The following is a 13759-nucleotide window of genomic DNA, read 5'->3' on the forward strand; positions in this document are numbered from 1 at the left end:
AATAGGGAGTGTTCTGGGTAATCGTATAGAATACTGCTAATATTGCAACATTATAATATTATAATACTTTGTAGTTGCCAACGATTACCAAGGCATAGTTATTGAGCGGTGTATAATCTATTATCAGCGATATATGAATGGTATAAAATGTATTTGCAAAACAAAAAGGTGTATATAACTAAGAAAGATATGGTGGATAAACAAATGAAAATTAATATGGATAAAACAGAGCATGGATTGTATTTGGAAGGCATTGCTTTATTTGTTTCCAAGGATGAAGTAATCCCTAAAAATTCTACCCGTATAAAAAGAGAATTATATAAAAGCTTTGAATTTCCAGAAATTAATTCGAAAGAGCATAAAGAATGGGGGATTACTCCAGAAAAGGGAATATTGTTTTTAAAATTAGAGGATGAACTAAAGATGACAGTAGATAATTTTATCTATAACATTATCAGGGATAAAGCTAAATGTCTGGGGGCTAAATTGGAATTTACATGCTTAGATTTGGCAAAGAGACTAAATCAGAACTATGAATATCGGCTGTGTTACACCAGTTTGGATGAACTTAAAAAAACATGATGATGACGGGCCAAATGATTCCATTAAACAAGAATTGGAGAAGCTTATTTCAAGGAATAATTATGCAGGAATATATAATGATATAGCTCCTACAATTAGGTTTATTGTGAAAATAGGAGTATAAATATATGGATATAGAAGTTTTACTTAATAAACTTGCCAAACCGGCACAGAGAGCTATACTAAATGCCGGCATATCAACAATTGAGCAACTTTCGAAATATAGTGAAAAAGAAGTTTCAGAACTTCATGGAATCGGGAAAAATGCCATGATTATTATCAAGAAAACGTTTTACGAGAATGGATTAACTTTTTCAAACAAAGATTAGGGAAAGTGGAGTTAACTCTATATCTTTGTAAATTTTGCATAAGTTTGAAAATCAGAAGCAAGGTTAAGTTTTGCTTGAGGAGATATTATGGAAACATATTGCATTAAAATAAATCATGTTAATTGCACTTATACAACAAAGAGAGATATTTGACGGATGATAGATGTGGGATTAAGATAACGGATAATGCGAAATTCAAATTGAAAGAAAACTAATTTCAATTTTGAAAGTTAAGTTTATTGGCACTATTTATAAGATACGGGCAAGTTTGATTTTGCGAACTTATTACTGGATATTTATATTAAATTACTGAAATATAATGGAGGATTGAAAATGTCTCAAGAACATCTTTTGTGGTTAAAAATGTACCTAAAGGAAATATATAAAGCTTCCATACTTGAAAACTTTCTTGACCTTCAAATACTTGAAGTTGAAGATGGAAAAGTTACATATAATACTAAAATAATAGATATGCATAGTAATTTCTATGGGTTTGTACATGGAGGTACTTTGTCTTCAATTTGTGATGTGGCAATGGGAGTTTCCTGCATAACACTTGGAAAGCGGGTAGTAACTATTGATATGAGTATTAGCTACATAAAAAACGCTCCTACAGGAAGTACGCTTACTGCAGTAGGGGAAGTTATTAGTAATGGTAGGACTATAATGAGAGCGGTAGGGGAAGTATATCATGGTCAACAACTTCTTGTAAGGTCTCAAGCATCATATTTTGTAACGGGTGATTTTCGCGAGAATGATTATCCGCAATCTATATAAAAAGTGTTATAGATTTTTACATTTGACGAAGCAAATGATGAACGATTATAGCAGGATTTGCGACAGGCAAATCTAAAAAATCAATCACTTTTCATCCAAATTAAACGCACTAATTGTATTTTGGAGAAGATTGCAAAACAGATAGGTATGCCTGAACCTCCTGTAGATAGTGTAATAAAGGCTCTTGTTACAGAAGTTAAAAAGATTGAAGCCATTAGAATATAAGAATTAAATCATAACGAGGTTGTATATGAAGTTAAAAGAAAGAGCAAAACAACTAAAGAAGGATATTCCTGCGGTTTTTCTGGCTCTCAAGAAGAAAGAGACTCCTTGGTATGCAAAGGTATTGGCAATTTTGACAATTATATATGCTTTATCACCAATTGATTTGATACCTGATTTTATTCCTGTTGTTGGTTATCTTGATGATTTAATAATACTACCTTTAATGGTAGCAGCAACAATAAAATTGGTTCCAAACGATATAATTAACCAATGTCGAATTGAATCTGAACAGATTTGGAAAGATGGCAAGCCCAAAAAGTGGTATTATGCAACACCTATAGTTCTTATTTGGCTTATAACCATTGCGTTAATAATAAAAGCGTTTTTATAGGCTTATAAGTTTGCAATATTTATAAAGTGCGAACTGAAGATTATTTATAAAATGAACGTCAGAGAGTATGCAGGGATGAAATTAAAAATGGAGGTATTATGAATAAATGGGAACGACTTAAATCGGTGTTTTTATGTGGTGCTTTCATTTGCTACATACTTTTTTTAATTAAATTGTTGCTCTTATCAAGAGTTTCGCTCTTGGAACTATTTAACAGTCATAGGACATTCACCAGGTCAATCAATATCATTCCGTTTCATAGCATAATGGAATATATTTCTGGTGGCTCTGCGAATATAAGAAAATTGGCTTTTAGCAATGTGGTTGGCAATATAGAAATTTTTATTCCCTTTGGCGTATATTTATCACTACTCAAAAAGGATAAAGGAGTAATAGCCAATCTATTGTCTATATTCCTAGTGAGTTTATTTGTTGAAGTCATTCAGGCACTTTTTGGCATCGGAACAGCTGACATTGATGACATAATTTTAAATTGCTTGGGTGGATTGATTGGCATTTTAGGTTATAAGTTTTTACTATTAATATTACAAGATGAGAAAAAAGTACGTACTGCAATCACAATACTATCTGCTGTAGGATTACCTGTAATATTGTATCTATTATTTATGGTGAAGTTGAGACTTTGAATATAGATACGAAGCAAATAACGTATACATAGAATATAAAGGAGATAGAAGTATGACAGAATTCTGGGAATCAAGCTTTATAGAAAATCAAATGATGTGGGGATTTGAACCTTCAGAATCAGCAATCTTGACAAAGGACTTTTTCATTGAAAAGAAAATTAAGGATATATTGATACCTGGAATTGGATATGGTAGAAATGCAAAGGTTTTTATTGATAATGGAATAAATGTAACAGGTATTGAGATTTCAAAAACAGCAATTGATTTGGCAAGGCAAAATGGGCTTAAAATTAGTATTATTCATGGTTCGGTAACTGATATGCCTTTTGATAATAAACTTTATGACGGTATATTTTGTTATGCACTTATTCACTTATTGAATAATCATGAGAGAGATAAGCTTATTAAAGATTGTTATAATCAGTTAAAGCCAAACGGATATATGATTTTTACTTCTATTTCAAAAGAAGCCCCAATGTATGGAAAAGGCAAACAGCTGGATAAAGACTATTTCGAGATAATGGAAGGGGTAAAAATGTTTTTTTATGATTCTGACTCAATAAAACAAGAATTTGGAAAATATGGACTGATAGAATATTCCCAAATTATCGAGCCGCATAAGAATATGAAAAATAAACCTCCATTTAAATTTATAATGGTAAAATGTCAAAAAGAGATATAACTATAACCACATAAAAAATCAGAAAAAGTTAATTGTCAATTGATAAAGCGTATATGTAACCTATTCATCAAGACCTTAGTGTTTCTATAAAGCTACTATAAGCCAGATGTTTGGTAAAAATTCCAAGAAGAATAAGGTATCATTAACCCGACAGCTTTAAGGTATTATGTACTAAACATATAAAAAATGAAAAGATGGAAAGCAAAATATTTACAAATAGTCAGGAGTTTAAAATGGATTATGATAAGATAAAGCTAATGAGCCAGGATGATAGAGATAGAATTTTAAAGTCGGAATTGAACGAAGATAAAATAATGTTCATAAACAAATATGGGCTAAAATGTAATGAAGACATTGTTTGGGAAGTGCCTAAGGGGAATTATCCTCAACGACCTATATGTAAACATTTCTTGTTGAAAAAGTGGGATTTAATTCAGACTATATTTTATATGAATAGATTATGTTATGCGAAGATTAAATACTTTACTACCAATTGGAATGAGTTTGTATCATGTAAACATGATTGGAGGCAGGGATTTATAGAATGCCCATTATGGGATATGGAATTTATTAAGCATAGTGAAACAGGTAATGTAGTTGACTTGAGATGGCTTAGGGGGATAACAGATATAAATGTTTTCAGGCAATGGTGTGAGGAGTTTACAGGGGTAGAATGATTGCAGGGTGAGCTGTGTCAAAAAAACAATAAATTGAAGATTGTGTCACAAGATATATAACTTTTGGTATTGGAGCCACGGAAGTTGATTTAGGGAAAGGTATTGAAATAGATTTTGGCAGAAGAATATATCCAACTACATATGCAACTGCATCAATAAGAAAAGCCAATGTTGAAAATGGTACAGATAATGGGCATGTAGAAATGAAAGTGAAAATAAAAGGTAATAAGTTAATATTTTTACCTGATTATGATGAAATGAAATCATTTAACGAAGTAATTGAAGCAGGACAAAAGTATGAGCTAACTATCGGAGAAGGTCAGTATAGCGATGATGTAGGAAATATTAATAATGAGTTAGTTCTTGAATTTATTGCAAAGAATCGCTTATAGATAAGATACTCCAAAAGAGAAAAAAGTGTAGATACGTTGGTGATAGATTTTTGGGTATGATGAAGCCTATTTCATACTTTATTCTGATATTAAGATAAAGTTTTTCTTTGATTCAAATAAATATATGGAATCAGATGATACTACAGAAGCTAGACAGTGCTTTGGCTATATAAAAGAACTGTTGAAAAATGCAGGATGGTTAACATTTGATATTGGATGAGATTATGGGAATACTTCTTGAGTTAGGGAACTTGTTTTTTATATGTTATAGATTAAGTTTATAGGAGAATTAAGTCATGAACCAAAAAATAAATTTATATCTTGATGATTTGCGTGATTGTCCAGATGGATTTGTTATAGCTAGAACGGTAGAAGAGGCAATATATTATCTCGAAAGTTTTCAGATTGGTATACTCTCCCTTGACCATGATTTAGGCATTGATAAACAAGGAAACTTGTTTCCGACGGGCTATGATTTAGTCAAATATATCTGTGAAAAAGGTTTAAAACCAGAGAAGATATATATTCACACTGATAATTCAGTAGGTAGAGAAAATATGTATAATACTTTGCTGGGAGCACAAAGAAGAGGTTTTATAGATAAGGATATAGAAATTTACCCCTATCCTATAGTGCCCAATAAATACTCTGAAGGATAAATAGCACTTTTTGGTAGGAGTGTGCTGGCAGGCTCAGGAAAGGAAAAACGAGTGGATAGTAATTTAATAGAATTACAGAAATTGATTTGTGCAAGATACAATTCGAATTTTGTTCAAGCAAAAAGTGATTTTAAAGTCGGTATTTCTAAAAATTTACAGGTAACACCGCAAAAGCCCTTTACTATTTGCGAATATTACAAAATAACGAGGATGCAATAAAATGGCCAAAATAAAACTTGTTTGTTTTGATTTGGATGATACTCTAATTAGAGAAATCCATTCCGTTATGTTGCCATGCATTTTAAATGGAAAAGAAAAAGAACACTCATTAATACAAGAGCAAGAAGAAAAAGGCGTGATTGACTACATATCAGCAGATTACCTCAGAGCAGAGTTACTTTTAGGTCTTGAAGAAAGTAAAATTGCTAAATCTTTTTTGGAGATTGCAAAACCTTTAAAAAATATTAAAAGTGTAGTTGACGCATTACATAATCAAACTATTAAATGCATTGTCATTACAGTAGGGCCGAAGCAAGTAGCTAAAGTGGTTTGTGATATTTGGGGTTTTGATGGCTATTATGGTAGTGATTATGATGTGGTTCAAGGAGTGTTTAATGGAAAAATTATTAATTATATTAGAGCTGAACAAAAAGTTGCATGTTTACAAGACTTTTGTGCAAACAACAATATAAAACCCGAAGAGTGTATCGCTGTTGGTGACGGTTCAACAGATATTCCGATTTTTAAATATTGCGGACAATCTATTGCTATAAACAGTTCTCCAGAAGTCAAAAGGTGTGCAAAGTATGTAGTTGATACAAATGACTTAACAGACATTCTCAAATACATAATATGAGCATAATTCAAAGTGTGAAAGAAAGCCCTTCTTTAAAGCAAATGATGCTGAAATCTTGAACGCAAGGAAAGCGGCATGTAAGAATGCATTAATCAAAGCTAAAGATTTAGTTCTAGGTCGGTTAATAATGAAATGGCTGATGAAGTACAACTTAAAGGCAATGAAAGAATTATATGTTTAAGATATAGAATTAAATTTGCTTTGGTTGCAAAAGGCTGATTTAAAGTAGCATAATTATTTTGTAAAAAGGGGTCGTTTAAACAAATGGCAGAGATAGATGAGTTAATTAAATTACTGATTGAAAAAATGAAACAACCTATAACTAATATAAATGATGTTTCAAGAGATAAATCTGTCTTTCAAAAGCAGGAAATTATGAACTTGGTAGGATATTGTAATAAGAACAGAGAAATTATTGATGTTGTACTTAATCAAATTTCTTCCGAGTTAAATAATATGCCGACATTTAACTGTTGTTTATGCTCATTTATATGTGGAACTCTGGTTGAATGGGGTGGCAGACCATCCATTGCTTTTGAAAAAGTAATGAAAATCCTCAGTGCATGTATTCATAATGCATATTCCTACTACATGCTATTAAACGAAAAACCGCCAGAAGATATTGCAAAATATAATTTTGATATATATCAAGGCTGGATGGGAATTGATTTTGTAATTCTTCCATCTATGACAATGCTTTGTAGGGATAGTAGTTTAAGGCATCTTTTAAGGAAAAAAGAAGGGGAGATGGAGATTAAGGTACAAGCGGAGGTACTAATGGACAGAGTTCCTAATCTTTATTATATTTCCCGCATGTTTACATTATCTGATGATGTCAATATAATTTTGATTCATCCCCGTCTGAAAGTTGGTTTTGAAGTTTATTTATCAGGGGTGCAAAATAATTTCCATTTTTTTACTCTCTTGCAGAATGAATTTAATGAAAAAAACTTATGGGGTCGCTTGGATATAAGTAATTACAATAATCATTCTCATGCAATAAGAATTGCAAAAAATCAACAAGTAATGGTTGCAAATGAATCAATTACAGATGAAGCCGTGTTTGACTTATTTATTTGGACGGCTATAAATGATAGAGGTATGATACCGAGTGAATTTCCACTGAATTCCTGGGTCCCAGGCGAATTACTCCCAAGGGACATTCCAGAGATAGGGGGAACAAAAGTGGTTTTCTTTGAAACCAAAAGAATGGCAGGGAGAGAATGGGATGTGAACTTTTTTCAGTCATTTCATGAGGCCTTATTACCTGAAGTGAGTAGTGAGTATAGTAAGAGAACTTTCGTCAGAGGAAATTGAAAATTGGATTAAAAAAGTAATTCAATCATCTTTAGGTAATAAGACATCAACAGATTTGCTAAAAGAAAAGGATAAGCCTAAAGGCTTTTTTAGTAGACTATTTGGTAAGAGATGATGCATGATATATATTGCATTGAGTATTGAGGACTAATTTATCAGGTGCAAATTATGGAAAAATTAATGGAAGTACTTAAGGCACACAATATTAATAAACATGGAGTTGTACTTTTGGGCCAAAACGAGGATTTAGATATATTAAGTAAAGATAAACTAAAACAGTATATCGGAGATAGTATTACGCTACGTTTAACAAATGGTGATGAATATATATTGGAAGTTGCTGGTATTGATAGGATATACCCATGTTTTAGTCCTGAAAGTCCTCTAATAATTGGTATATGCGTAGGAAATGCAATTGATTCAGTTAGTGTTGAAAAAGGGGCAGTTGTTTATATTCCGAAAAACAATCCTTTTGAATACTTACAATTTTTAGGTGAGGATTCTGCAATGGATGAATTAACAAAATATATATTTGACAATTATAATTACTTTTTGACTATTCAAGAAAATATGGCTTGAAGGTATTTTAAATATATAGATGAGGGACATAAGGATATAGCTGAAAGCTTTAGAAAAGATTATGAACTTAAACAAGATATTAATATGTTAATTAATGCTGGAGAGGAAGAGTTTTATGCAATGGTTAAAAACCGCATATTAAGAGAACACTCGAAGGAGATTTACTTAAATTATTGCCCGAAATGTGGAAGTTTAGCAAGAACACCAAGAGCGAGGCAATGTTTAAAATGTAAGTATGATTGGCACTAGAATAAAGAACTTATTGAGATATATGAGGTGAAACAAAAATGGCTGATGTCAATGGAATTGAAGGTGAAAGAGCCTTTTTGATTGAGGGAGTGAAAATAGGATTCATTTTAGTAACGACAAGTTAAGATATGAAGGCAGGTTTGATTTATATGGAAAACCATCGGGTTTGTGTAAAGTCTATGATAGATGTGGTTCTTTAAAGTATGAAGGAATTTATAATGAATCATTTTTATAAATGCAATAAAGCATGAGTTTTAAAGAGGTTAATAAAATGATGAATGATGAATTGAAATCATTAGCAAAAGAATATGTTGATAAAGTTGAGCATGTTTGTCTACTTTTGCTTGAAGGTCTTAATTTAAAAACAAAATCTGATTTGTGGAAATATAGAAGGGCACATTATATACCTGAGATAAACTTAAATGATAATAAGTATGAATTTCATGGAAGAGGATGTAGATTTTCAAGTAAAGATATGATTATTGATTGGGATTTTGGTTGCAGTTTTGGAAGTAGATGGTGTGGGATAAATCCAGGGTTATTTTCTTATTATATAAAGGAAAATCATAAAGATTTGTTTGAATTGTATAGTTGGAGTAAAATTCAAAACGGATTTGAACAAGCAGTGATATCAGGTGAGATGGTGAAAAAGGCTGACCTTTATTTTTTTAAAATACCTATCACAGAAACTTTTGCATCGGATTTCCATAAAGAGTTTGATACATTAATTATTGACGATTACAACTCACAATGGATAATAAAAAGAAATAAGATGGTAGATAGGTTCATTCGTAAAAGCAGAAGAATATTAAATCTCAATGGAGAAGGCACAGATGTTTATATTCTATCGTTTTTTCTAAATGACAGGAAGGTTTTTTCTATTCCTTATGGGGATGTTGGGTATCCCATTAAAGCAGTAACAATTATGGAAGCATTAATGCGAGAAAATAAAGAAGTATCGAAAAATGTAAAAAGGAGTAATTCATGTTAGGTGCAATTGTAGGGGATGTTATCGGTTCAACGTTTGAATGGCATAATGTGAAATCAGTTGATTTTCAATTGTTCAGCAGTCAGTCCAGGTTTACTGATGACACAGTTATGACTATAGCTATAGCTGATGCCATCTTAAACAAAGAACGGCATAAGAACTTTATAATTGATTCAATACAGTCAAAGAAAACATATGCTTATAAGCTCAGAGAGTACGGTAAAAAGTATCCTGATGCTGGGTATGGACAAATGTTTAATGAGTGGCTCTCAAGCCAGGAATTGAAGCCGTATAAAAGTTATGGTAATGGCTCTGCAATGCGGGTTAGTCCTATTGGTTTTGTCTTTGATTCATTAGAAGATGTCCTTAAAGAGGCTAAGAGAAGTGCAGTTGTAACGCATAATCACAGAGAAGGAATAAAGGGTGCTCAAGCTGTTGCCAGTGCAGTTTTCTTAGCCAGAACAGGCAGTGATAAAAAGCAAATAAAAGACTTTATTGAAAAGAAATTTAGATATAACCTTAGCCAGCGATTGGATGATATAAGACCAAATTATAGGTTTGATTCATCATGCCAAGGGTCGGTGCCACAAGCAATTATCGCTTTCCTTGAGTCAGAAAGTTTTGAAGACTCTATAAGAAAAGCTATTTCATTAGGTGGAGACAGTGATACAATAGCATGTATTGCAGGAGGCATTGCTCAAGCTTTCTATAAAGAAATGCCTGGCTTTATTGTAGATAGAGTAAGGCTTATTCTTGATTCAGGATTAAAAAGGATTTTGGATAAGTTTGATGAGCGTTTTAATGTTTCCTTGAGGTTGACTTAATAGCATAGTGGCAAGTGAATAGGGTGCTAAATCCAATACTTAAAAGTAAATAATGTTTATAAGTGTTTATAAGCTAACCCTATTGAGCTTATGGCTTAATGAATAATTAATAGAGGTTTTCATGCAGGAAGAGGAATGCGAAAGATGTGGTAACAAAAACAATAGAATGGCGATTATTACATATGGGGGCGTTGAGCAGGAGACTATATGCACTGGCTGCTTTAATGAGGAGATGGCAGAACGCTATGAAATTCCATGCAGAGATGGATGATGACTAGAATAAGGCAGTTCAGAAGCTCTATAATAAGATTCAGAAAGGATTATCTAGTAAATATATTGATGTAAAGACCTACGATGGACAGAAGGTTTACTCGATAGTTAAAGATGAAATCGTAGGAAGAATTGAATGGCATTCTAAAGGTGATGAAACAGTGTTAATTATAGATGGAAAGCAGTATACAATACATGAGTTCGCTGAAATCTTAGGCTCTCGTGAGGGATTTAATTTTAAAATGCAAATATTTGACCCGACAGATGATATTGATTAATGTATGCTATATTAAAGTGCAATGTAATCTTATAAGGTTCGGATAATAGGAAAGTTGGAAAGTAACAAAATGCAGAAGTTCTGAGGTGTTTATTATATGAAAATAATGTGGTGCTGGCGGTGTAAACAGACAGTCGGAATGCTGAATGAAGATGAATATAACAGGATTCATAGGATATACGGAGAATGTATGGAAAAAGCAAAACTATATCGAAAAAATACTGGAAGTTCGCTTGAAAAGACACCCTTAGATGACTTCTTCAAACCTGTTATTGAAGAATATGAGAAAATAACTGGATTTAAGGGCTTTCATCATAATGCAGTAATGCATCATAGGATTTCAATATATGGTCAGCCATGTAAATGTTGTGGAAAGCCGCTAAGGACACCAAGAGCGAAGATGTGTGCCGCATGTGGGGCTAAAGTAATAGAGGAAATGAATTAAGGGTAGGTGAAAAATATTAAGATACTATTTATATGTAGTAAGAATAAATGGAGAAGTCGTACAGCCGAGAAAGTATTTCATGGTTTTAATGGCTATGATGTGAGGTCGGCTGGAACAGAAGAAGGAGCTCGAGTAAAAGTTACAATTGGTCATATTGGATGGGCGGATATAATTTTCGTGATGGAAAAGAAACATGTCAGAAGACTGCGAGAAAAGTTTAATGAGAGTATAGACGGAAAGAAAGTGACTAACCTCGATATTCCTGATGATTATATTTATATGGACGAACAATTGATTGAAATTTTAAAATCTAGGGTTTCACAATATATAGACGTACCTGATTAATGGTCATGAGAACTTAAAAATAAACATTGTTACGTTAAAGGGTGAAAAATGACAAGTAGAGAGCACTTTGAGATAGCTGAAAAGCACTATTATGAATATGAAGAGACCCAAAATGAAGAACTTTTAGAGAAAGCACTTAAAAACTATAGTGAAGCAATTAAGTTGCAACCAGGTTTTGCAGACGCCTATTATAAAAGAGCCTTGGTAAATGGTATATATATGAACAATTTGACAATCAATATAAAGATTTGAATATGGCTATACAAAAACTCTTAATAATCAATATAGAAGCTCACAGACCATATACACTGTTTTTACCACCAATAAAATACCAAAAATTACTATTAAAAAGACTGTTTTTAGCTGAAATTTTGCTATAAAATAGAGTCCTAAAACACTTAAAATTTTTGCCAAATTGTAAGCGATTTTTTGCCATGTTTTGTGCTCCGCTACACCATACGTTGGATTTGCTCAAACAAAAGATTTATTTGACAAGAAGATAAGTTATTCCATTATAGGAGATATTACTGATGATGAATCCGAAGTTTATTGTAAGTATGTTTATGGCAAATAGATGCCTGTTAAGAAGTTTTTATCAATGTAAGATGTATGGGAGAACATAATAAAGTGTAAGTGAAAATGTGTAGAGAATAGATATTATCCCATTTTTTGGGAGGGTCTTGTAAGAGATGAGCATACTAAGTACCCAAATTGAATATGAGCTGAGTTTATTCTGGAAATGGGCAGGTATAAGTGAAAAGCAATATTCTGAACACAGTTGGTCAAATGAATATGAAGAATGGGAATATCCTAATTGGGATACATTGATATGCCTATTCTTTACGGCTGTTAGTGCTCTAGCGTCTGGGAACTGCTCGGAGCTGTTGGTTAACTATTTGCTTACTGGAATGGCATTGGATAATGAGGGGGAAACAATCCTTGACGAGTGTGAAGCTAAGTTATCCGATAAAGATATAGAATTTTTGTTTGAAATAGGGGTAAAGCATTTGCCATCAGAAGCACGATGGCAGGTTGCAGAGTTGATAGGAAGAAAGGATGATAAAAGTTTTAAAAAATATTTACAGGACTTATTAGATGATTCTAATAAGTATGTTCAAAGAAGAGCATTACTTTCATTAAGTAGATTAGATGCAGAAGAGGCACAGGAAATCGCTTTTAAGAGATTGAAGGATGAGGATGATTACATAAGATTAGTTTCAATTAGAATTTTAAAGGAACATAATTCGCAAAAGCTGAAGGAAGCGGTGTTAATATTGGTTAATGATAAATTCGAATATGTTCAAGATGAACTTAAAGAGATAGCTATTTTAGATTTATAGTAGGAATAAAGTTTATCATGAGTCTTGGAGTAATTGTTGGGCTTTATGCAATATAACACTTTCAATTATAGAAGAGAAAATAGTAGAATGGCATATGTGTGGGGTGGTTTGGGGAGGTTAACTATATAAAGTTGCTGAATTATTTTTATGGTGGTTTAGCTCACCTTTTCAATAAATGCAGTAATAATGGTGTACTGCTTTTGCCCAATAAAACTCGTTGTTATGTGAGTGGAGTGTAACTTACAGTAAAGTACCCTGAATTTAATGGATTTTAGGGAGGGTAGATTAATGAAAACAAAGTGGATACTTTTAGTCGGAATTTTAAGCCGGATTACTATAGCACTAGCACTAGTTTATTATATGCTAATGATTATTTTTAACCCATATGATTTCTATGTTAATCCGGAAAGTGTAGTCCTACCAAAAGAGATTTATATTGTACTATTTTTTTCAAGCTTATCTCTATCAATTTTTTTCTCAATTTCGTATATTTTAGTAACAAAAATGTTAGTAAAAAGAGTAATAGCATTTCTGTTTGGGTTTTCCAATTTTTTGCTATTGCCCTTTTATGAAGAAATAGTTTTTGATGGACAAAATTTTGGACAAATAGAAATATGGTTTATGATTCAAACTGTTGTTTTAGCAGTTTTTAGCTTATCATTCTTTTTCAATAATTATTCTAAAACTCTAACTAAAGTTGCATCAATAATAGCTTTCATATTACTTAATTTAGTCCTTTTGTTGGCAGTTGCTAACTACTTAGTTGGAGATTTAAACTTTTGGATAATCATGAGTAGAATAGCAGGCAATAGCTGGTTGGTATTGTTACTTGTAATAGTGTATAAGGTACAAGTGAATAAAGAAGCAGAGGGCAAAATATTTTAATAGACTTATTTCATAGCGTATAA

General features: G+C 32.1%; 21 protein-coding genes. All 21 read left to right on the forward strand.

Annotated elements, in window-relative coordinates; genetic code table 11:
* Positions 1-204: 204 nt before the first annotated feature.
* The 21 genes from VIO64_RS05250 (at position 205) to VIO64_RS05345 (ending at position 13736) form a co-directional block, all read left to right on the forward strand.
* Positions 205-582: a hypothetical protein gene (locus VIO64_RS05250; RefSeq protein WP_331915883.1), complete on the forward strand. Its 378-nt coding sequence runs from the start codon at positions 205-207 to the stop codon at positions 580-582.
* A 128-nt stretch (positions 583-710) separates the two neighbouring features.
* Entirely contained in the window at positions 711-911 is a 201-nt protein-coding gene (locus tag VIO64_RS05255) for a hypothetical protein (protein ID WP_331915885.1), read from the forward strand.
* A gap of 333 nt (positions 912-1244) precedes the next feature.
* Entirely contained in the window at positions 1245-1688 is a 444-nt protein-coding gene (locus VIO64_RS05260; protein WP_331915887.1) for a PaaI family thioesterase, read from the forward strand.
* A 250-nt stretch (positions 1689-1938) separates the two neighbouring features.
* A complete protein-coding gene (locus tag VIO64_RS05265) occupies positions 1939-2304 on the forward strand; it encodes a YkvA family protein (protein ID WP_331915889.1) in 366 nt (121 codons plus the stop codon).
* Between the two features lie 98 nt (positions 2305-2402).
* Positions 2403-2951, forward strand: a complete 549-nt coding sequence (locus VIO64_RS05270; protein WP_331915891.1) for a VanZ family protein — start codon at positions 2403-2405, stop codon at positions 2949-2951.
* A 52-nt stretch (positions 2952-3003) separates the two neighbouring features.
* Positions 3004-3633 (forward strand): class I SAM-dependent methyltransferase, encoded by a 630-nt coding sequence (locus VIO64_RS05275; protein WP_331915893.1) that lies wholly within the window; start codon positions 3004-3006, stop codon positions 3631-3633.
* 233 nt (positions 3634-3866) lie between these two features.
* Positions 3867-4310, forward strand: a complete 444-nt coding sequence (locus VIO64_RS05280) for a hypothetical protein (protein WP_331915895.1) — start codon at positions 3867-3869, stop codon at positions 4308-4310.
* A 203-nt stretch (positions 4311-4513) separates the two neighbouring features.
* Positions 4514-4702: a hypothetical protein gene (locus VIO64_RS05285; RefSeq protein ID WP_331915897.1), complete on the forward strand. Its 189-nt coding sequence runs from the start codon at positions 4514-4516 to the stop codon at positions 4700-4702.
* A 296-nt stretch (positions 4703-4998) separates the two neighbouring features.
* Positions 4999-5361 carry a cyclic-phosphate processing receiver domain-containing protein gene (locus VIO64_RS05290; protein WP_331915899.1) on the forward strand — a complete coding sequence of 121 codons (363 nt, stop codon included), beginning with the start codon at positions 4999-5001 and terminating at the stop codon, positions 5359-5361.
* Between the two features lie 220 nt (positions 5362-5581).
* Positions 5582-6217: an HAD family phosphatase gene (locus tag VIO64_RS05295; protein ID WP_331915901.1), complete on the forward strand. Its 636-nt coding sequence runs from the start codon at positions 5582-5584 to the stop codon at positions 6215-6217.
* 264 nt (positions 6218-6481) lie between these two features.
* A complete protein-coding gene (locus VIO64_RS05300) occupies positions 6482-7534 on the forward strand; it encodes a hypothetical protein (protein ID WP_331915903.1) in 1053 nt (350 codons plus the stop codon).
* 168 nt (positions 7535-7702) lie between these two features.
* Positions 7703-8113 (forward strand): hypothetical protein, encoded by a 411-nt coding sequence (locus tag VIO64_RS05305; RefSeq protein WP_331915905.1) that lies wholly within the window; start codon positions 7703-7705, stop codon positions 8111-8113.
* 520 nt (positions 8114-8633) lie between these two features.
* Positions 8634-9353 (forward strand): DUF6896 domain-containing protein, encoded by a 720-nt coding sequence (locus VIO64_RS05310; protein WP_331915907.1) that lies wholly within the window; start codon positions 8634-8636, stop codon positions 9351-9353.
* A complete protein-coding gene (locus tag VIO64_RS05315; RefSeq protein WP_331915909.1) occupies positions 9347-10174 on the forward strand; it encodes an ADP-ribosylglycohydrolase family protein in 828 nt (275 codons plus the stop codon). Before VIO64_RS05310 ends, VIO64_RS05315 begins: the two co-directional genes overlap by 7 nt.
* 121 nt (positions 10175-10295) lie before the next feature.
* Entirely contained in the window at positions 10296-10445 is a 150-nt protein-coding gene (locus VIO64_RS05320) for a DUF7685 domain-containing protein (protein ID WP_331915911.1), read from the forward strand.
* A gap of 64 nt (positions 10446-10509) precedes the next feature.
* Positions 10510-10722: a DUF7713 domain-containing protein gene (locus VIO64_RS23205; RefSeq protein WP_422662544.1), complete on the forward strand. Its 213-nt coding sequence runs from the start codon at positions 10510-10512 to the stop codon at positions 10720-10722.
* 96 nt (positions 10723-10818) lie between these two features.
* Positions 10819-11166, forward strand: a complete 348-nt coding sequence (locus VIO64_RS05325; protein ID WP_331915913.1) for a hypothetical protein — start codon at positions 10819-10821, stop codon at positions 11164-11166.
* 180 nt (positions 11167-11346) lie between these two features.
* Complete coding sequence (locus VIO64_RS05330) at positions 11347-11511, forward strand: hypothetical protein (RefSeq protein WP_331915915.1); 165 nt, start codon at positions 11347-11349, stop codon at positions 11509-11511.
* 48 nt (positions 11512-11559) lie between these two features.
* On the forward strand, positions 11560-11763 hold the full coding sequence (locus VIO64_RS05335; RefSeq protein ID WP_331915917.1) for a tetratricopeptide repeat protein: 204 nt from the start codon (positions 11560-11562) through the stop codon (positions 11761-11763).
* Positions 11764-12200: 437 nt separating this feature from the next.
* A complete protein-coding gene (locus tag VIO64_RS05340) occupies positions 12201-12851 on the forward strand; it encodes a HEAT repeat domain-containing protein (RefSeq protein WP_331915919.1) in 651 nt (216 codons plus the stop codon).
* A 288-nt stretch (positions 12852-13139) separates the two neighbouring features.
* A complete protein-coding gene (locus tag VIO64_RS05345; RefSeq protein WP_331915921.1) occupies positions 13140-13736 on the forward strand; it encodes a hypothetical protein in 597 nt (198 codons plus the stop codon).
* Positions 13737-13759 lie beyond the last annotated feature (23 nt).

Source organism: Pseudobacteroides sp. (assembly GCF_036567765.1).
GTDB lineage: Bacteria > Bacillota > Clostridia > Acetivibrionales > DSM-2933 > Pseudobacteroides.

What these genes read in the sequence shown, in the direction of transcription:
- VIO64_RS05250 (WP_331915883.1), top strand. Translation starts at nt 205, where the DNA reads ATGAAAATTAATATGGATAAAACAGAGCATGGATTGTATTTGGAAGGC.
- VIO64_RS05255 (WP_331915885.1), top strand. Translation starts at nt 711, where the DNA reads ATGGATATAGAAGTTTTACTTAATAAACTTGCCAAACCGGCACAGAGA.
- VIO64_RS05260 (WP_331915887.1), top strand. Translation starts at nt 1,245, where the DNA reads ATGTCTCAAGAACATCTTTTGTGGTTAAAAATGTACCTAAAGGAAATA.
- VIO64_RS05265 (WP_331915889.1), top strand. Translation starts at nt 1,939, where the DNA reads ATGAAGTTAAAAGAAAGAGCAAAACAACTAAAGAAGGATATTCCTGCG.
- VIO64_RS05270 (WP_331915891.1), top strand. Translation starts at nt 2,403, where the DNA reads ATGAATAAATGGGAACGACTTAAATCGGTGTTTTTATGTGGTGCTTTC.
- VIO64_RS05275 (WP_331915893.1), top strand. Translation starts at nt 3,004, where the DNA reads ATGACAGAATTCTGGGAATCAAGCTTTATAGAAAATCAAATGATGTGG.
- VIO64_RS05280 (WP_331915895.1), top strand. Translation starts at nt 3,867, where the DNA reads ATGGATTATGATAAGATAAAGCTAATGAGCCAGGATGATAGAGATAGA.
- VIO64_RS05285 (WP_331915897.1), top strand. Translation starts at nt 4,514, where the DNA reads ATGAAAGTGAAAATAAAAGGTAATAAGTTAATATTTTTACCTGATTAT.
- VIO64_RS05290 (WP_331915899.1), top strand. Translation starts at nt 4,999, where the DNA reads ATGAACCAAAAAATAAATTTATATCTTGATGATTTGCGTGATTGTCCA.
- VIO64_RS05295 (WP_331915901.1), top strand. Translation starts at nt 5,582, where the DNA reads ATGGCCAAAATAAAACTTGTTTGTTTTGATTTGGATGATACTCTAATT.
- VIO64_RS05300 (WP_331915903.1), top strand. Translation starts at nt 6,482, where the DNA reads ATGGCAGAGATAGATGAGTTAATTAAATTACTGATTGAAAAAATGAAA.
- VIO64_RS05305 (WP_331915905.1), top strand. Translation starts at nt 7,703, where the DNA reads ATGGAAAAATTAATGGAAGTACTTAAGGCACACAATATTAATAAACAT.
- VIO64_RS05310 (WP_331915907.1), top strand. Translation starts at nt 8,634, where the DNA reads ATGATGAATGATGAATTGAAATCATTAGCAAAAGAATATGTTGATAAA.
- VIO64_RS05315 (WP_331915909.1), top strand. Translation starts at nt 9,347, where the DNA reads ATGTTAGGTGCAATTGTAGGGGATGTTATCGGTTCAACGTTTGAATGG.
- VIO64_RS05320 (WP_331915911.1), top strand. Translation starts at nt 10,296, where the DNA reads ATGCAGGAAGAGGAATGCGAAAGATGTGGTAACAAAAACAATAGAATG.
- VIO64_RS05325 (WP_331915913.1), top strand. Translation starts at nt 10,819, where the DNA reads ATGAAAATAATGTGGTGCTGGCGGTGTAAACAGACAGTCGGAATGCTG.
- VIO64_RS05330 (WP_331915915.1), top strand. Translation starts at nt 11,347, where the DNA reads ATGGAAAAGAAACATGTCAGAAGACTGCGAGAAAAGTTTAATGAGAGT.
- VIO64_RS05335 (WP_331915917.1), top strand. Translation starts at nt 11,560, where the DNA reads ATGACAAGTAGAGAGCACTTTGAGATAGCTGAAAAGCACTATTATGAA.
- VIO64_RS05340 (WP_331915919.1), top strand. Translation starts at nt 12,201, where the DNA reads ATGAGCATACTAAGTACCCAAATTGAATATGAGCTGAGTTTATTCTGG.
- VIO64_RS05345 (WP_331915921.1), top strand. Translation starts at nt 13,140, where the DNA reads ATGAAAACAAAGTGGATACTTTTAGTCGGAATTTTAAGCCGGATTACT.